This is a genomic window from Bradyrhizobium sp. BRP22 (genome assembly GCF_020194175.1).
Lineage (GTDB): Bacteria > Pseudomonadota > Alphaproteobacteria > Rhizobiales > Xanthobacteraceae > Bradyrhizobium.
Genome location: NZ_JADYVX010000008.1, coordinates 78,951 through 95,926, shown reverse-complemented (window position 1 = coordinate 95,926; position 16,976 = coordinate 78,951). Strand labels below are relative to the sequence as shown.

Here is a 16,976-nt window from a genome sequence, read left to right as displayed (position 1 = left end):
CGCTCAGCGTCCGGCGACCACCGATCCAAGGCACTCCATACCGGGCTCGATCCGGTCGGTGCGGATCGATGAGAAACCGAGCCGGAAACAGTGGCGGGTTGCCGCCTCGTGCATCGAAAAGACATCGCCGGGCTCGATTACGACTCCTCTCGCACGGGCTTTTTCGGCAAGCTGCGTGGTGTCGGTGCCTTCGGGACAGGAAACCCAGTAGTTCGTACTGCCGGCTGCGCGCGTCCAACTGCAGTTCGGGAGGAATTGCGGCAGCATCCGGTCGAGCAGTTTCGCGCGCTCCAGCAGCACGCGGGCGACCTGTTGCAGGTGTGAACGGTAATGACCGAGGCCGATGAACAGTGCCGCGACGCGCTGATTATTCAGAGGCGGATGGCGAAGCATGAGGCGCCGGAGCGCCCGCAACTCGCGGATAACGGGCGCGGGCGCCACGACGTATCCGAGCCGCAGGCCGGGCGCCAGCGCCTTCGACAGGCTCCCGACATAGAGCACGCTCTGGTCGACATCGAGACTCATCAGCGGCGGCAGGCTGCTGACCTCGGGGATCAATTCGCTCTCGTAATCGTCCTCGATCAGCAGGATGTCCCGCGCCTTGGCGATCCTGAGCAGTTCGCGACGCCGCTCGAGCGACATGGACACGGCGGTCGGACATTGATGACTGGCGGTGACATAAGCGAGCCTGCATCGCTCGAATACCTCATCGGGAACCAGTCCCTGCTCGTCGATGCGTAGCGGCACCACATTTGACGTGAGCATGCCGAAAATATTGCGGGCGTCCGGATAGCCGGGATCTTCCATCCCGACAGGCGTGTCTGCAACGACGAACAGCTTGGCGATGAGATACAGCGCGTGCTGGGCTCCGATCGTCATCATGATCTCGTCGGAACGGGCACGGATGCCGCGGCGCGGAAGCACCTGGCATTGCAACTGCTCGATCAGGGCAGGATCATCGCCATCGATCATATCCCTTGCCCAATTATTGATTTCAGGAACGCTCAGCGCGGCCCGCGCGCTTTCACGCCAGTCGTTGGTCGGAAACAGGCTCGGATCGAACTGACCGAAAATGAATGGATAGGGATAGCTCTGCCAATCGAGCGGCTTGATGATGTTGCGAAACTGCGAGGGGCGCAGCGCAAAGCGTTCGGTCCAACGGCTCTCATCGCTGCCTGCCGCGGGGAGCCCATTGCTTCGCACTTGCTCAATCTGCTTGGGCAGGCCCGCGACGAAGTAGCCGCTGCGTTCCCGTGACACCAGGAAGTTCTGATCCACGAGCTGCTCATAGGCGATGACAATCGTGTTCCGCGATACCTTGAGCAGCGCGGCAAGATCGCGGCTCGACGGCATGCGGACGCCGAGCGGCAGGCGACCATCTTCGATGGCGGTCACGATCATTTGCCGTATCTGGAGCTGCAGGAATGCGCCGGACCGGTCCAGGCCCTGAAACAATGAATTCCAGAACAGAATATCGCTCGGCGGCAGGACGTTGACCTGTCCCGTCGCCTCACGTCGACGCAATGGCACCAACTTACCCATTGAAATCCCTTGCGGAAACCTCCGCAGTTGACCTGCAGTTGCGCCAAAAAGGAAGCAAAATCCACGCCATGGCGGGACCTGACGGCGACGATGCATGCCCTGGCCCCATTTGTGCATGGCATCTGGCGCTTATCTGAATCCGCCCTGCGCATCAGGCTCGCAGCATCGAGCTTGGGAGTGCAAGAGTGAGCCAGGACACCGTCGTCTTCGCGGCGCGCAAGATCGTGACCATGAATCCATCACGGCCGTTCGCAACCCATGTTGCGGTGGGCGACGGACGTATCGTGGCGGTCGGCGACAAGGCCGAGATCGCGCAGTTCGCCAAAGGCGCGGCGTTCGACGACCGTTTTGCCGACAAGGTCCTGCTTCCCGGCTTCGTGGAAGGCCATAGCCACATCATGGAAGGGATGATGTGGTCCTTGCCCTATGTCGGTGCCGGCGATCGCCGCTCGCCGGAGGGAAAACTGGTTGCCGGCGTCGGCTCGATCGATGCCATTGTCGCGCGGCTGAAGGAAGCGGACGCCGCCATTGGCGACGCCACCGCGCCGCTGTTCGCCTGGGGATTTGACCCGCTGCACATTGGCGGCCGCATGCTCACTCGGCAGGATCTCGACCGGGTCTCGACGACGCGGCCCGTCATGGTGATCCATGCCAGCTTCCACATCAGCAATGTCAACACCATCGTTCTGGAGCAGGCCGACCTGCTCCGCGCAACCGACATTTCCGGCGTGGTTGCCGGCGCCGATGGGCTGGCGAGCGGAGAACTGCAGGGCATTGCCGCGCGCTTTCGCGTTTTCCGCGCGCTCGGCGGCAATCCGTTATCCGGAAATCTGACGCTCGCCGACGTCATGCGCTATGCCAATTCGGCCTGCGTGCAGGGCGTGACCACGATCACCGACCTCCACAACGATCTGGTCGACCGGACCGTCGATCTCTACCGTGCAGCGACGACGCAACCCGATTTCGGCATCCGGCTGGTGCCGGCGCTCGCCTCGGTCTCGCATTCGCCCGAACAGGCCATCGCCAAGATCGCGGCCTTGCGCGAAAGCAACAACGACAAGCTCCACTATGGTATCGTCAAGCTCGTGGTCGACGGATCGATCCAGGGCTTCACCGCACGATTGCGCTGGCCGGGCTATCACAACGGCGCGCCCAACGGCCTTTGGTACATCGCCCCCGAACAACTGCCGCAGCTTGTCGAGGCCTATCACAGGGCGGGCATTCAGCTGCACATCCATACCAATGGCGATGAAGCGACCGAGCTGGCGCTGGACGCGATCGAGGCCGCTCAGACCGCGATGCCGCGTCCCGATCACCGCCACACCCTGCAGCACTGCCAGATGGCGGACGCTGCGCTGTTCCGCCGCATGAAGGCGCTCGGCGTCTGCGCCAACCTGTTCGCCAACCATCTCTATTACTGGGGTGATGCACATTACGAGTTGACGATGGGACCCGAGCGCGCCTCGCGGCTGGACGCGACGGGAATGGCACAACGGATCGGCGTGCCTTTCGCGATCCATTCCGACGCGCCGGTGACACCGCTCGGGCCGTTGTTCACTGCCTGGTGCGCTGTGAACCGCGTATCGTCTTCGGGACGCGAGCTCGGCTGCGAGACCGAGGCGCTTACGGTCGAGCAGGCGCTTGCGGCGATCACGATCGGACCTGCCTACACGCTGAAGCTCGACGGCATGATCGGCAGCATCGAGTGCGGCAAATATGCGGATTTCGCCGTTCTGGAGGACGACCCGCTTACGGTTGCGCCGGAGAAGCTGAAGGACGTCGCGGTCTGGGGAACGGTCGTGGGCGGCACAGTGAGAAAGGCCCCGCACGCATGAGGCGAGCGGCGCCCATTCCTGTCACAGTGATCGGCGGTTTCCTCGGCGCCGGCAAGACCACCTTCCTCAATCGGCTGCTCGCGACCGCGACCGCACGCTATGCCGTTCTGGTCAACGACTTCGGCGAGATCAATGTGGATGCCACGCTGATCGAACGTCATGACGGCACCACCTTGTCACTGTCTAATGGCTGTGTCTGCTGCAGCATCGGCTCGGGATTCCTCGAAACGCTCGGCTCGCTGCTGGACGGCGGCGAGCCATTCGAGCGCATCATCGTCGAAGCGAGCGGCGTCGGCGATCCCTGGCGGATTGCCGAAATCGCGCTGGTCGAGCCCGACCTGCGGCTCGACGGCGTCATCGTCCTCGCCGATGCAACGCGGATCACAGAACTGATCCATGATCGACGCGTCGGAGACACGGTCCGAGGTCAGTTCGCCAAGTGCGATGTCGTTTTGCTCAGCAAGAGTGACGTCGCAGACGAAGCTGCGCTGCAAGCGGCCCGAAGCGCAATCCAGACCGTTCGGCCGGATGTCGCCATCGAAGTCCTCTCCCGCAACACAACATCTGACCCGTTGCTGATCGCCAGAAGCCGAAGTTCGCGTTTCCGCGCCGAGGGCGTGGAGGAAGACTCGCTCGATCACGAAAAGAACTTCAAGCGCTGGACCTACCGACGGGACGGCGCGTTCGACCGGAGCCGGCTGGCCGCAGCAATCGAAGCACTGCCGCCGCAGCTATTGCGCCTCAAAGGCGCGTGTCGCGTCTCGGGCGAGGTCGCGCCGCTGGTATTTCAGATGGTCTCGAGCGACTGGTCATTGTTGCCCGCAGCCGGTGAAGATCTCGACCCGGCACCGATTGCGCTTGTCGGAATAGGAACGCCCGACCTGCCCTCCGACGCCGATCTCGAAGCCATACTCGATGGCGCGCTCGCGCGCTCGTTCGTCTCATGAGCCGCGAGGCAACCATATTTCTCATGGCACCGCAGAAGTGCCAGCTCTCGAATAGTCAACCATGAAAGCGGATTTAGCCATGTCGATCAGAAGATATCTTTTGCTTGGAGCGATAGGACTATTTGCGATCTGCACCACCCCTCACCGCTCGATCGCGCAGACGGCCGGCAGCAACGCGGTGGTGATCGCGACCACGCAAGTCCCCCGGCACTTCAACGGCGCGGTGCAATCCGGCCTCGCCACCGCCATGCCGAGCTCGCAGATCTTCGCAAGCCCTCTGCGCTATGACGATAAGTGGAATCCGCAGCCCTATCTCGCCCAATCCTGGGACGTCGCGCCGAACGGCCTGTCGGTGACGCTGCATCTGGTCAAGAACGCCGTATTCCATGACGGTCAACCGGTGACGTCCGAAGACGTCGCATTCTCGATCATGGCGATCAAGGCCAATCACCCGTTCCAGACAATGCTGGCGGCGGTTGAAAACGTCGACACTCCTGATCCGTCTACGGCGGTGATCCGGTTGTCGCATCCGAGCCCATCGCTGCTGCTCGCGATGTCGCCGGCATTGATGCCGATCCTTCCCAAGCACGTCTATGGTGACGGTCAGGACTTGAAGGCCCATCCCGCCAACCTCAAGCCGATCGGCTCCGGACCGTTCAAGCTGACGGAATACAAGCAGGGCGAGTACTACACGCTGGAGAAGTTCGACAAGTTCTTCATGGCGGGGCGGCCCAAACTGGACAAGATCGTGGTCCGCATCGTCTCCGACCCCAATGCCGCGCTGGTGTCGATGGAACGGGGCGATGCCAACATTCTGCCGTTCGTCGCCGGCGTCCGTGATATCGACCGCCTGCAGAAGGCCGCCAACGTCTTCGTGACGGACAAGGGCTTTGCCGGCGTCGGGCCGCTCAACTGGCTCGCTTTCAACACCAGGAAAAAGCCGCTCGATGATGTGCGGGTCCGCCAGGCGATCGCTTATGCGGCAAACCGCGAGTTCATCGTCGGCAAGCTGATGAGCGGCAAGGCCGCTCCCGCAACCGGACCGATCGCACCGGGATCCCCGCTCGAAGAGAAGGCCGTCGAGACCTACAAGGCGGATTATGCCAAAGCCGCCGAACTGCTCGACGCGACCGGCCACCCAAAAAGCGCCGATGGTTCGCGCTTCTCGCTCACGATCGATTATATTCCGGGAGCAGACGAACAGCAGCGCAACATCGCCGAATATCTTCGTTCCCAGTTGAAGCGCGTCGGCATCAATCTGGAAGTCAGGGCGGCGCCGGATTTCCCAACCTGGGCGCAGCGCGTGTCCAACTATGACTTCGACCTGACGATGGACACCGTGTTTAACTGGGGAGACCCGGTGATCGGCGTCAACCGGACCTATCTCAGCTCCAACATCCGCAAGGGCATCATCTGGTCCAACACGCAGCAATACAGCAATCCAAAGGTCGATGAACTGCTGCAGGCCGCCGCGGTGGAAACGTCTCCCGAAAAGCGGAAGGAGCTCTACTCGGAATTCCAGAAGATCGTGGTGAAGGACGTGCCGATCTATTTCATCAACGCCACGCCCTATTATAACGCCTTCAGCAAGGGCCTGGGCGGGCTGCCGACCTCGATCTGGGGCATGATGTCTCCTCTGGACGAGGTGCATTGGGAAATACCGCCCAAGACCTGAAGCCCGTAACTTGACACTCTTTCGGTGCGACCTGACTTATGGCCTTCGCGACTCATTTCCTCCGACAGATCGTGAACGCCCTGGCTCTGCTGCTCGCGGTGCTGGTGCTCAACTTCTGCCTGATCCATCTCGCCCCGGGTGACCCGGTGCAGGTCATCGCCGGGGAGATGGGTGGCGCATCAGCCGAAGTCGTGGCCGCCTTGCGGGCCAAATACGGGCTCGACCACAGCCTGCCGGAGCAACTCGCTACCTACCTGGGTAAGGTGGCGACCGGCGATTTCGGCTACTCTTATTATTTCAACCAGCCAGTGCTGGAGCTGATCGCACAGCGGCTGCCAGCGACGCTTTATCTCGCACTCTGCGCGCTGATCCTGGCGGTTCTCATTGGCACCTTGCTCGGCGTGATCAGCGCTCGCCGCCCGAACGGCATGCTCAGTCATGCCGTCACCTTGTTTTCGCTGGCCGGCTATGCGGCGCCGATCTTCTGGACCGGCTTGATGCTGCTATTGCTGTTCGGATCGATTTGGCCGGTGCTTCCCGTCGCGGGCATGAGCGACGTCGCACATCCCCGCCAGGGACTTGCCTATGCCATCGATGTCATGCGCCATCTGGTGTTACCTTCGCTGACGCTGGCGCTGGTGTTCATAGCGCAATACAGCCGGCTGGCGCGGGTCAACATGATCGACGCTCTGTCCGCAGACTATGTGCGTACCGCGCGCGCGAAAGGCCTGCCCGAATGGATTGTCATCGGCAAGCACGCCTTGCGGAACACGCTCATTCCGATCGTGACCGTCGTCGGACACCAGTTCGGTAATCTGTTCGCAGGCGCAGTCCTGGTCGAAACCGTGTTCAGCTGGCCGGGCATGGGACGCCTGGTATTCGATTCCATCTTGCGGCGCGACTATCCGACCCTCATGGCGGTGCTTTTCTTCTCGGCGGTGATGGTGATGGTTGCCAACATCGTCACCGACCTTGTCTACCGCCTCATCGATCCGCGCATTCGAACGGGACAATCATGACGACGATCGAGACGTCGACGCCTCTCGCCGTCGAATCCTCAAGCCCGCCGGTACGCCCCTCGGCATCGCCCGGACGCGTGGCATTCCGGCAGTTCCTGCGCAGCCCCTCGGGCGTGTGCGGGGCGTGCCTGCTCATCCTGATCGTGCTGGGGACCGCGATCGGCCCGGTTGTGTATCCGGTCGACCCGCTCGATCTGGTTGGCGGTCCCTTCACGGCGCCGTCAGCGGACGCATGGCTCGGCACTGACTATCTCGGCCGCGACGTGCTGGCCGGCTTGATCTACGGCGGACGCGCAAGCCTCGCCGTCGGTGCGGTGGCTGCGTTGATCACGATTGCGATCGGTTTGACGGTTGGCGCGTTGAGCGGTTTCTTCGGCGGCGCGATCGATGCCGCCCTGGTGAAGATCACCGAGTTCTTCCAGATCCTGCCGCCACTCTTGTTTGCGATGGTGCTCGTCACCCTGTTCGGACAAAAGCTCACGACAATTACTCTCGCCATCGGCGCGGTCAGTTGGACCTCGGCGGCTCGCCTCACTCGGGCCGAGTTCATGCGGCTGCGCAATCTGGATTTCGTCAAGGCCTCGCGCGCGGCCGGCGCCGGCGACGCCTATCTGATCCTGCGCGTACTGCTGCCGAACGCCCTGCCTCCCGTCATCGTCTCGGCGACGCTCGCCATCGGCGTCGCGATCCTGTTCGAAGGAGGCCTGAGCTTCCTGGGCCTTGGCGATCCCAACACCATGAGTTGGGGATTAATGCTCGGCCAGAACCGCAACTATGTGCTCGACGCCTGGTGGGCGGTGATCTTTCCCGGCGCCGCGATTTTTCTCGCGGTGCTGTCGATCAGTCTGGTCGGCGACGGCGTGAACGACGCCATCAACCCACGTCTGCGCCGGAGAATGTGATGAGCACGTTGCTCAAGGTGGAAAATCTCAGCGTCGGCATGCGCGGCAGCACCGGTGTAGTGGTGCCCGTGCTCGAGAACCTGTCGTTTGCGGTCGAGGCGGGGCGGACGATGGCGCTGGTCGGGGAGTCGGGCTGCGGCAAGAGCATGACGGCGCTGGCCATCATGCGGCTATTGCCGGAGGATTTCGTGGTCACGAGCGGCCGGATCCTCCTGGAGGGCGAGGACATCCTGTCGGCATCGCCCAAGCGGATGCGCAGCTTGCGCGGCAATGGCATTTCGATGATTTTCCAGGAGCCGATGACCGCGCTCAATCCGCTGTTCACGGTCGGCGATCAGATCGGCGAAGTATTGCGCTGGCACAGCGGCGTGGGCCTGGCCGAAGCGGAGCAGCAAGCCATTGCCTTGCTCCGCGCGGTGCAGATTCCCGCTCCCGAGCAGCGTGTGAAGGCCTATCCGCATCAGCTCTCGGGCGGTATGCGCCAGCGCGTGATGATCGCAATGGCGCTCGCCGGCCGGCCGAAGCTGCTGATCGCCGATGAGCCCACCACAGCGCTGGACGTGACCGTGCAGGCGCAGATCTTCGACTTGCTGGCCGATCTGCAGAAGGAAACCAAAACGGCTATCGTCCTCATCACCCACGATCTCGGCGCCGTTGCAGAACTCGCCGACGATATCTCGGTGCTTTATGCGGGGCGCTGCATCGAATCCGGTGACGCCGACAGCGTGGTGAGCCATCCGTGCCATCCCTACACCAGGGGTTTGCTGGACTGCGTGCCGCAGCTCAAGCTGGGACCGCGACCGCCGCAAGCCTGGTCAGACCTCGCCGAGATCGCAGGAATGGTGCCGCCGTTGGGCGCGCGGGGACCGGACTGTGCCTTCCTGGCAAGATGCCGGGAGGCAAGCGAGCTTTGCAGGTCGCGTCTGCAACCGGCGCTGGAGCCGATTACAGATGACCATGCCGTGTCCTGCTGGCGAAAATCGGAGCTGGCTGCATGACGACACTCCAAGCCGCCGCGCCGCCTGATTCGTCGGAGTTTGTCCTCAACGTGAACGATCTCGTCGTTCATTTCGAGGCCGGCAGAAAGCGCCCTCTGCAAGCCCCCTCGTTCGTACATGCCGTCGACGGTGTCAGCTTCCGCGTCAGGCGCGGCACCAGCTTCGGCATTGTCGGCGAGAGCGGTTCCGGAAAGTCCACGACGGCGCAAGCGATCATGAGGCTCGTTCCCGCGACCTCCGGCCAGATCGTATTCGGCGAACGAAACATCCTGGACTTGACGGGTAAAGGCCTGCGCGAGGTGCGCAAGCATCTGCAGATCGTGTTCCAGGATCCATTCTCCGCGCTTAATCCACGACGGCGCGCCGGCGAGCAAATCCGCGAGCCACTCGATCTGTTGGGAATCGGCACGCCCGGCGAACGCGACGAGCGGGTGCGCAGGCTGCTTGCCGAGGTCGGGCTTCCGCCGAACGCGGCCAATCTCTTCCCTCACCAATTCTCGGGCGGCCAGCGCCAACGGCTGTGCATCGCCCGCGCGCTCGCACCGGAACCCGATCTGATCGTCTGCGATGAAGCAGTATCCGCACTCGACGTCGCCATCCAGGCTCAGATCCTCAACCTGCTGAAGCGGCTGCAGCGCGAACGGCAGCTGACCTATATCTTCATCTCGCATGATCTCGGCGTGATCCAGCAATTCTGCGATGAGATTGCGGTGATGTATCTTGGCAAGATCGTCGAACAGGCGCCTGCCGCAACCATCTTTGCCGAACCGCGCCACCCCTACACGTGGTCGCTCATTGCGGCCGCCGCCCCGCCCGGCCCGACCCGGGAGGCGCTGAAGCAACACTATCTCGTCAAGGGCGATCCGCCGAGCCCGGTCGACCCGCCACCAGGCTGCCGGTTCGCCCAGCGCTGTCCATCGGCCGTCGACCAATGCCGCAAAAGCTTGCCGCTGCAGGAATCAATCGGGACAAATCACTACGTCGCCTGCCATCGCGCGGCCGAGCTCCTGCCGCCGAGCTTTGACGGTTAACCTCGCCGTCGGGAAGGTTGGATCCGCTACGAAGCCACGCCACGGACTACCTTTTCATACTTCTGATGGCCGCTCGAACGCCCGACCCGAACCATCCGATTCTGGTTCTGCAGAAAACTGCACCCGAGGCGATTGTCCGTTTTTTCGCCCTAGTATCCTATTCTACGACGAGCATGGAATCGACCTGTACCGTCAGATCTACGCGCTGTACCGAATGGGGTGAAGATACACAAACAAAGGAGAAGTCGTACAGCAATCCAGCCGCACGACGTACGACCGCGTCGCACGAGACTCGTTTTGTTCTCGGCCATCGTTCCCCTAATTTCTTGAAGAAGGCCTTTTATATGGTGGGCGCACCAGGGCTCGAACCTGGGACCCGCTGATTAAGAGGCGTATGATTTGCCAGGAAAATCAATGGCTATTCCGACAAACAGATCGTTCAACCTGTATTGAACCCGCAACAGGTTTTCTCGTCGTCGGAATGAATCGTCCCGGACATCAAGAGCGATCACCTCGCAGCGGTCCGCGATCTCGGCTTGTACAAACGGCGGCGATTCATGCGCAATCCATATGGCCTGCGCAGATTCAACCTGGAGGGGCAACCACCGACACGACGAAAAGTATACCGAGCCTTGCAGATTACGCGGTCTTTCCGGAAACATGTCGTAAAGCCATAGCTACGTCGAAGGTCTAAAGGGGGCGATAGCTGCAGTGGATATGGCTTCCCCCGACTGAAGTTATTTCACGTCCTCAGCCTAAATTAGGTCCAGTGCATTGGGCCGGGACTTAGCGAACGAAATGGTCTTTCTGGAAGATTTGCCACCGCAATGCCCACCGGCGAAAGCTAAGGGCATGGAGCTTGAGGGCGCCTATCGGGTGGTCAGCTGTGATAAGCCAACAATTAAGGATTTCTGGTCGCAGGCGGCCCTAGGAGTGCCACTCCGCCCGACCGCAGATGCGTGCGAGTGCTCCCTGTCCTTAGAGCGCGACCAAGCTGTAGATATCGCAGGTAAGTTACCGAGCGAATAAGGAACCCACATCTTGCACTGTTAGTGATTGAGCCCGATGACGGAAAGGCTCTCATAAGCAAGAAGAGTTAGCATGTCGATCTCTGGCTTTCACAGAGTTTCGATCCAACCGTAGCCATCGTAAAGGTTGAGAAGGTGCAGGATGGCTCATCGGCGATCAGCGACATACGTCCGCACATTGGTGTACATGGACGAGCCGCATCTAATTCTCATGAAGACGTTCAAGACGCATGTCGTCGCGCTGGCCATTCCCTCGCCGCCAGACGAGGCGTGGTTCATCGCCACTACCGTGTCATCGCGCGAAATGGAGGCATACAGGGACGGCCATGTTGATCTGAGATATCTGTTCACTTACCCGATCCGCTCCATTTACACCTTCGATTTGATGAAGATGGTCGACAACAAAGTGATGATGGAGCCTTTCGAGGACCATGTGCCAGAACAGTACCTGCCATCTCCTAGGTTCTTCTCAAGCAGTCATACAGACGACGAGGAGGATACGGTCGGCCCGACTCATATTCAGTCGCTAGTGGTTGATGGCGAGTGGGATATGCCGGACTTTGGCCAATTTTACAGTCTCTATTCTGACGTCTACTACTTCCTTTCCGCTGTTCACGCGTTCGCAGATGAAAGCGTTGAGATCGAAAAGAAAAAGACAATCAAGCAGACATTCGTCCACACACCATTCAAGGGCGGGTTTAGCTATGTGCACTTCTATACCGCTCTCCCTGCTATTGTACCACGTAACGAACGCCTGCGTATGGACAAGATCAAATATGAGTCACCCGGATATGTTGATGTGAGTGGTGACTCGGAGACATTTGCAGAGACGGAGTCAATTATTCTATCTTTCCTAAATAATCGCGCGCCGCTTCGGGAACTATACAACACGCTTCATTCTTTTCTGTCGAAGAAACGATATCTGGTCATGGCTGCGGAAGAGTTTTCCGAGAACGCTCCTGCGTCTGAATACATCAATCAGGCCGCTGCCACTCGCGCCGAGACACGTCAAATCCGGAATACTGAAACGGTGAGGTCTCTAGTAAAGAATAATCCATTAGCCTTCGCTAAGATCGTGCTTTCACTATATCGACGACTTGATGAAGCCTCTCGCTTCTTTGCGCAGGGGCGCGTCAACTTCACTTAAAAATTGCAGTGGCGCCGGTGCAAAAACTTTCGCCCAGTGCTCGCGATGCTTAAACTTGGTGTCAGCTTCAGGGCTGAAAGGTAACGTGATCAGCGAACTTAGTGCCGTAGCGAACTACGACGAAAGTATCAGAGCCTAACCGTTAGGGATTGATCACGATGCTCAAGTTGAGCATGATGTTGTATGGTGGCGTCAGAAATGGCGACTCTTCCGCTCCTCGCGAAGATTCCGTCCCCTCTAAAAAGACGTCCGGCATGAGCCGACGTTCCGTCAAATCGTCACCTCGTGTCATGGCGACCCTGGAGCTTGACGGAAGCAGGTGTAATTACAAGGGGATTCCGTCCGAGTCATATCGCGGCTTGGACTGTGGTCGTGAGGGTACCCTTCCAATCAGACTTTGCCTCAAATGATCACCTGTAGCTCGCCTCGTCATCCGCAGGGTATGCTTCAATGGATAGTGGCCAGTCACTCGATGACGGTTAAGAGCACTGGGGCTTCAAAGAGCCAATCCGCGCGCTATTCTTTCTGCTGTGAGTGTGGACCTTCGGGTGCTTCGTATTCATGTCGCATCAGCTTGCAGCTCGGCAAAGGAAAGACAACGGCTAAGCTTGGATATCAGCGCGGGTAAGCTAGGCTGTTGTCGCGCAGGGGAATAAAATTATTACTTGGCTGACAAGAGAACCTCTTCTTGAGCCCTCCCACTCAGCGGCCAGGTCCAAGCGCCTCTGCATCGCGTGAGACAGACGATCTGATGCTATGCGGAACGGCGTTGCAATGTTAAGAACAGGATCGTTTCGGCAATCTTGATCTCGAAGGTTCTGTTAGCCCCATCTGCATTTCGGGGATGTATATTTGAATGTCGACCGATTAGGGAGGTCATGATGCGTCGGCTTGCTCTTATCTTGCTTGGCTGGGTTGCTCTTATCGACGCTGATGCCGCCGACTTCCGACGAACCCCTTCTCAAACAACAGAAGCTGAGCTCGGCAGGGCGGGCGCGCTGGACGGGGTTTGGCAGTGGACCTTACCTGACACGCCCAACGGGCTTCGGCCGACACAGAGTTGGCACGCCACCGGTTCGTCGCCCGACGGCGATATATACGTGGCCGCGATGGATCATGTGACAAATGCGGCTCTATACCGCCTGGATTGGCGAGTAGGTAAGCTTCAGTTCGTGGGCGATGCTCGGTCGGCCTCCGAGCTCGTTCACAATTGGATGCCGGGCGAGACAGCCCAGAAATTCCATACGCGACCGCTCTGGCACCGAGGCAAGATCTACGTTGCAACCATGGATCGCTCGACTCTGGATGATGCATATCTCACTCGACGTGGCTTCCACTGGTATGCCCACGATCCAGTCCTAAACACTTTCACCGACCTGAGCGCCTCGGAACCCGGTGGTGTCGCGGTGACCCACGGAAATGTAGTGACGATCGCCCCTGACCCCGTGCGAAACATCATCTACGGCGCGAGTGTCCCTACCGGCGAAATCTACCGCTACGACATAGGTCGTGGCCGAACGGATGTTCTAGGCAGACCGAGCTCATTCGACCAACCATACGCCTATACTGGACGAATAATGTGGGTAGATTCCGGAGGGCGTCTTTACTTCACAGCGAGCAGCTCAAAAAACCCATCTGTTTACGGGCACGTCCATTACTACGATCCGGAAACTGGATTCGGCGAACGAAAAGACTGGATCCTGCAGGAGGAACAGGCCTTGGAGGTCGGTGAATGCCTGGCGAACGGAAAGCAATGCATCTTCTCGGACGATAAAGGCCATGTTTACCGCTTCGATGACGAGGGACCTTCCTGGTCGTATCTTGGCCAGATTGAGACTGGTCAACAGCTCAAATATATATGGATGTTCGATGTCACGCGCGACATGAGCAAAGTTTACGCCGCCACCAGTTCATCGCCGCAGCCAAGCGATTTCACATCACTGTATGAGTTTGATCTAACGACGGGAAAGACGGAGCGGCTGTGCACTTTAGCAAAGCTAGGCCCTGCGCTGCGCGATCTCCACATTCACACAGGTTATGACGCGTGGGATCCCGCGGGCCGGTTCTACTTCGCAAGTTTCAACGGCCGTCCCGATCAGTCGGTCATTGTAACCCGTATCGATCCAGCCCGCCTAAAGGATGCATTGAATAAGTAGATTTAGCAAAACGTTTGAGAGGCATTCGATAGAGGCCACTAACTCGAGTATTGACAACGATGCAATCCGCTACGGATGTGTGCCAGTTTCGGCGTAGCGGGATGGTAATGCCTTAGAGCGAACGCGCAAGCTGGCGTATAGCAATCGCAGGTCTGACAACGCCATGCTCAAGGATGTCGCATCAAAAAGTGGTGACGCACGCCGCCAAGCGCGAGGCCGTTGCTCACCTTCAGATCGCCTATGAGGTCAGCATGTTCGGCGATTGGAGTCGATGGCACCTCGGCTCTAGAAGACGCACAGCGACCCTGGCAATCTCACGCCGGCCGCTTACGCCGATGGCGGTGCCCCCGACATCCAACGGGACGGGACGCTGCGCTGAACCGGCGTCTCCGCCCCCGTTCCGTTGCTTCACCGAGCCAAATGGGCTCAAATCAATCCGGGACTCTGCCCATCACTAACAAGGGACTCAGACCACAGCCTGCCGCCCTGAGCGAGGGGGAGCCGGGGAATGAAGCGCAGCGACTAGACCAACGTGCGCGGCGTGTGCTTAGATGCATCTCTAGAGTGAAGCGAGTTTTTTCGAATGATCTCTAAGGTAGTTCGCCGCGCCGCGAACATGATCGGCATCGATGTTTTCCCTCGCAAGCCGGGCGGATGGCATTGGAGCCATACGGCGGACTCCTACTATCCCGTCTCCCCGAGATCGCGATGGGGATATGGGAAGCCCCCTCACGCCAAACTCGAAGCGTTATTTTGTGGCCAGCGCGGTCAATTTTCTGCTCTTCTGGAACAGATGTTGTCGGCCAAGTTCATTCTCGACGAAGTGCCGGCCGGAACAGCGGATGCCGGTATGCCCTCGTGGGATAACAACTTCTTTTCAAGCTTAGATGCCTGCGCGCTCGTGGGCATGCTTCATTTAAAGGTGCCAAAGCGCTACCTGGAGATCGGATCTGGAAACTCTACTAAGTTCGCCCGATTTGCGATCGATAGGGCGAATATCGAGACAGATGTCATCGCCATCGATCCGCATCCGCGCGCCGAAATCGATGGAATATGTGACAAGCTCATCAGAAAGCCATTCGAAGAATGCAGTTCGATAGTGCTGGATGAGATCGGATCTGGCGATATTCTTTTCTTCGATGGATCACATCGTGTTTTCCAAAACTCAGACGTCACGGTTTTCTTTTTGGAAATCCTCCCGAACCTCCCGAGCGGCGTAACGGTACAAATCCATGATATTGTCTTACCCGCGGACTACCCGCCGGAATGGCATACTCGGCTATACTCAGAGCAGTATCTCTTGGCCGCGATGTTGCTCGCCAAAGAGCCGCCGTTTCGAACCCTGCTTCCTAACTGTTTCGCGTGCCTTGATCCAGTTCTTCGCCCGAAGGCCGATGCACTGGTTACTCCTCACATGAGCCATGTGGCCGGCGGCTCGTTTTGGCTGGAGACGCTCTAACACAAGGGGTCTAGGCCGTTCCGAGCGTCGTGGGCAAACCACTGTTGCAATGCAATCAGTCGGAGGCTTTGCGATGAAGAATCGGGTCAAAGGAGCACTTGATCACGTTGGATTGCTGGACGCAGTTCGACGAACAAAATGGAACATTAAGCGCGGATTCGGTCGAACAGATCGTGCCCTGATCGAGAGGCATCTGGCGTCAAGCCCTGTCCGAAAACTTCAACTGGGTTGCGGATCCAACAAACTACCCGGCTGGCTGAATTCCGATCTTTTCCCGTCAGCAGCGGACGTTTTGCATCTCGATGCAACCTCCGTTTTCCCGCTTCCCTCAAACACCTTCCATTTTGTCTTTAGCGAACACATGATCGAGCATATCCCGTACACAGCGGGACAGATGATGCTTGAAGAATGTTACCGCGTTCTCAAGCCAGGCGGAACAATTCGTGTCTCGACGCCAGATCTCAATTTCGTCGTCGGGCTTTACCAAGGCGAGAAATCGGACCTGCAAAAGGCCTACATCAAGTGGTCAACTGATAACTTCGTGAAGTGGGCTCCGGACGCCAGCGGCTCGTATGTAGTCAATAATTTCGTTCGAGATTGGGGCCATCAGTTTATCTACGACGAGAAGTCGCTATCGCGGTCCCTCGGCTCTGCTCGATTCTCAAACATCAAGCGTTGCAGCTTGAATATCAGCGACCATGATGAACTGTCAGGCCTTGAAAACGAGACCCGGATGCCGGTAGGCTTCCTCAAGCTCGAGACTATCACGATGGAAGCTACGAAACCGTTGTAATCGGTAGGTATCCGCCCGACTTGCAGGAGGAATGCGGTCCAAAGCGTGTTACAGCAGACCGAGACTCTATCGGCGGAGTGGAGAGCATGAGCGTGGGATCAGCGCAACCTGCGCTAGGAGCCAACGAAAGACCGCGTCGATGTTAGGTTGATTGAAAGTGTGCTGGAACAGGTTCCTGTCGCAGAAATCGCCAGTGGCAAATTTCGGTCCGTTCGTCGGCTGGAGATATCGACGATCACCTCAACGAACGATTTGCACATTGGGTCAGATTCGTTGAAATTGAAATCTCCCATCTGAACATTTTTGCGTGCCGTCAGCTTTCGATTGAAGCCGATCGTTCGGCTTGCCGTTGCAGAGAGACGAACATTCGTCTGGCGCGACAGCAGCCGGGTAGTCTTATCTGTCATTCTCCTCAGTTCCACCGTATTTCCGGTATCCAAATAA

At 58.9% G+C, this 16,976-nt stretch carries 13 protein-coding genes; 11 read left to right on the top strand and 2 right to left on the bottom strand.

The features are described from left to right. Positions 1-3: 3 nt before the first annotated feature. Positions 4-1,542, bottom strand: coding sequence for a PLP-dependent aminotransferase family protein (locus tag I6F35_RS13295; RefSeq protein ID WP_225118118.1), 1,539 nt, complete (start codon positions 1,540-1,542; stop codon positions 4-6). Positions 1,543-1,727: 185 nt separating this feature from the next. Here I6F35_RS13295 and I6F35_RS13290 point away from each other — a divergent pair, with 185 nt between their 5' ends. The 11 genes from I6F35_RS13290 (at position 1,728) to I6F35_RS13240 (ending at position 16,532) form a co-directional block, all read left to right on the top strand. Continuing rightward, complete coding sequence (locus I6F35_RS13290; protein WP_225118117.1) at positions 1,728-3,377, top strand: amidohydrolase; 1,650 nt, start codon at positions 1,728-1,730, stop codon at positions 3,375-3,377. Then, positions 3,374-4,324, top strand: coding sequence for a CobW family GTP-binding protein (locus I6F35_RS13285; protein ID WP_225118116.1), 951 nt, complete (start codon positions 3,374-3,376; stop codon positions 4,322-4,324). The genes I6F35_RS13290 and I6F35_RS13285 overlap by 4 nt, the downstream gene beginning before the upstream one ends. A gap of 79 nt (positions 4,325-4,403) precedes the next feature. After that, a complete protein-coding gene (locus I6F35_RS13280; protein ID WP_225118115.1) occupies positions 4,404-5,999 on the top strand; it encodes an ABC transporter substrate-binding protein in 1,596 nt (531 codons plus the stop codon). 38 nt (positions 6,000-6,037) lie between these two features. Beyond that, positions 6,038-7,018, top strand: coding sequence for an ABC transporter permease (locus I6F35_RS13275; protein WP_225118114.1), 981 nt, complete (start codon positions 6,038-6,040; stop codon positions 7,016-7,018). Next, entirely contained in the window at positions 7,015-7,920 is a 906-nt protein-coding gene (locus I6F35_RS13270; RefSeq protein WP_225118113.1) for an ABC transporter permease, read from the top strand. The genes I6F35_RS13275 and I6F35_RS13270 overlap by 4 nt, the downstream gene beginning before the upstream one ends. After that, entirely contained in the window at positions 7,920-8,918 is a 999-nt protein-coding gene (locus I6F35_RS13265; RefSeq protein ID WP_225118264.1) for an ABC transporter ATP-binding protein, read from the top strand. Before I6F35_RS13270 ends, I6F35_RS13265 begins: the two co-directional genes overlap by 1 nt. Beyond that, the gene (locus tag I6F35_RS13260) at positions 8,915-9,949 is read left to right on the top strand and encodes an ABC transporter ATP-binding protein (RefSeq protein ID WP_225118112.1); all 1,035 of its coding nucleotides are present in this window, start codon (positions 8,915-8,917) and stop codon (positions 9,947-9,949) included. Before I6F35_RS13265 ends, I6F35_RS13260 begins: the two co-directional genes overlap by 4 nt. A gap of 1,239 nt (positions 9,950-11,188) precedes the next feature. Continuing rightward, a complete protein-coding gene (locus tag I6F35_RS13255) occupies positions 11,189-12,124 on the top strand; it encodes a hypothetical protein (protein ID WP_225118111.1) in 936 nt (311 codons plus the stop codon). An 881-nt stretch (positions 12,125-13,005) separates the two neighbouring features. After that, complete coding sequence (locus I6F35_RS13250; protein WP_225118110.1) at positions 13,006-14,280, top strand: hypothetical protein; 1,275 nt, start codon at positions 13,006-13,008, stop codon at positions 14,278-14,280. A gap of 616 nt (positions 14,281-14,896) precedes the next feature. After that, a complete protein-coding gene (locus I6F35_RS13245) occupies positions 14,897-15,739 on the top strand; it encodes a class I SAM-dependent methyltransferase (protein ID WP_225118109.1) in 843 nt (280 codons plus the stop codon). A gap of 73 nt (positions 15,740-15,812) precedes the next feature. Then, the gene (locus I6F35_RS13240) at positions 15,813-16,532 is read left to right on the top strand and encodes a methyltransferase domain-containing protein (protein ID WP_225118108.1); all 720 of its coding nucleotides are present in this window, start codon (positions 15,813-15,815) and stop codon (positions 16,530-16,532) included. A gap of 113 nt (positions 16,533-16,645) precedes the next feature. Here I6F35_RS13240 and I6F35_RS13235 read toward each other — a convergent pair whose 3' ends face one another. Next, positions 16,646-16,939 (bottom strand): hypothetical protein, encoded by a 294-nt coding sequence (locus I6F35_RS13235; RefSeq protein WP_225118107.1) that lies wholly within the window; start codon positions 16,937-16,939, stop codon positions 16,646-16,648. Between the last annotated feature and the right edge of the window lie 37 nt (positions 16,940-16,976).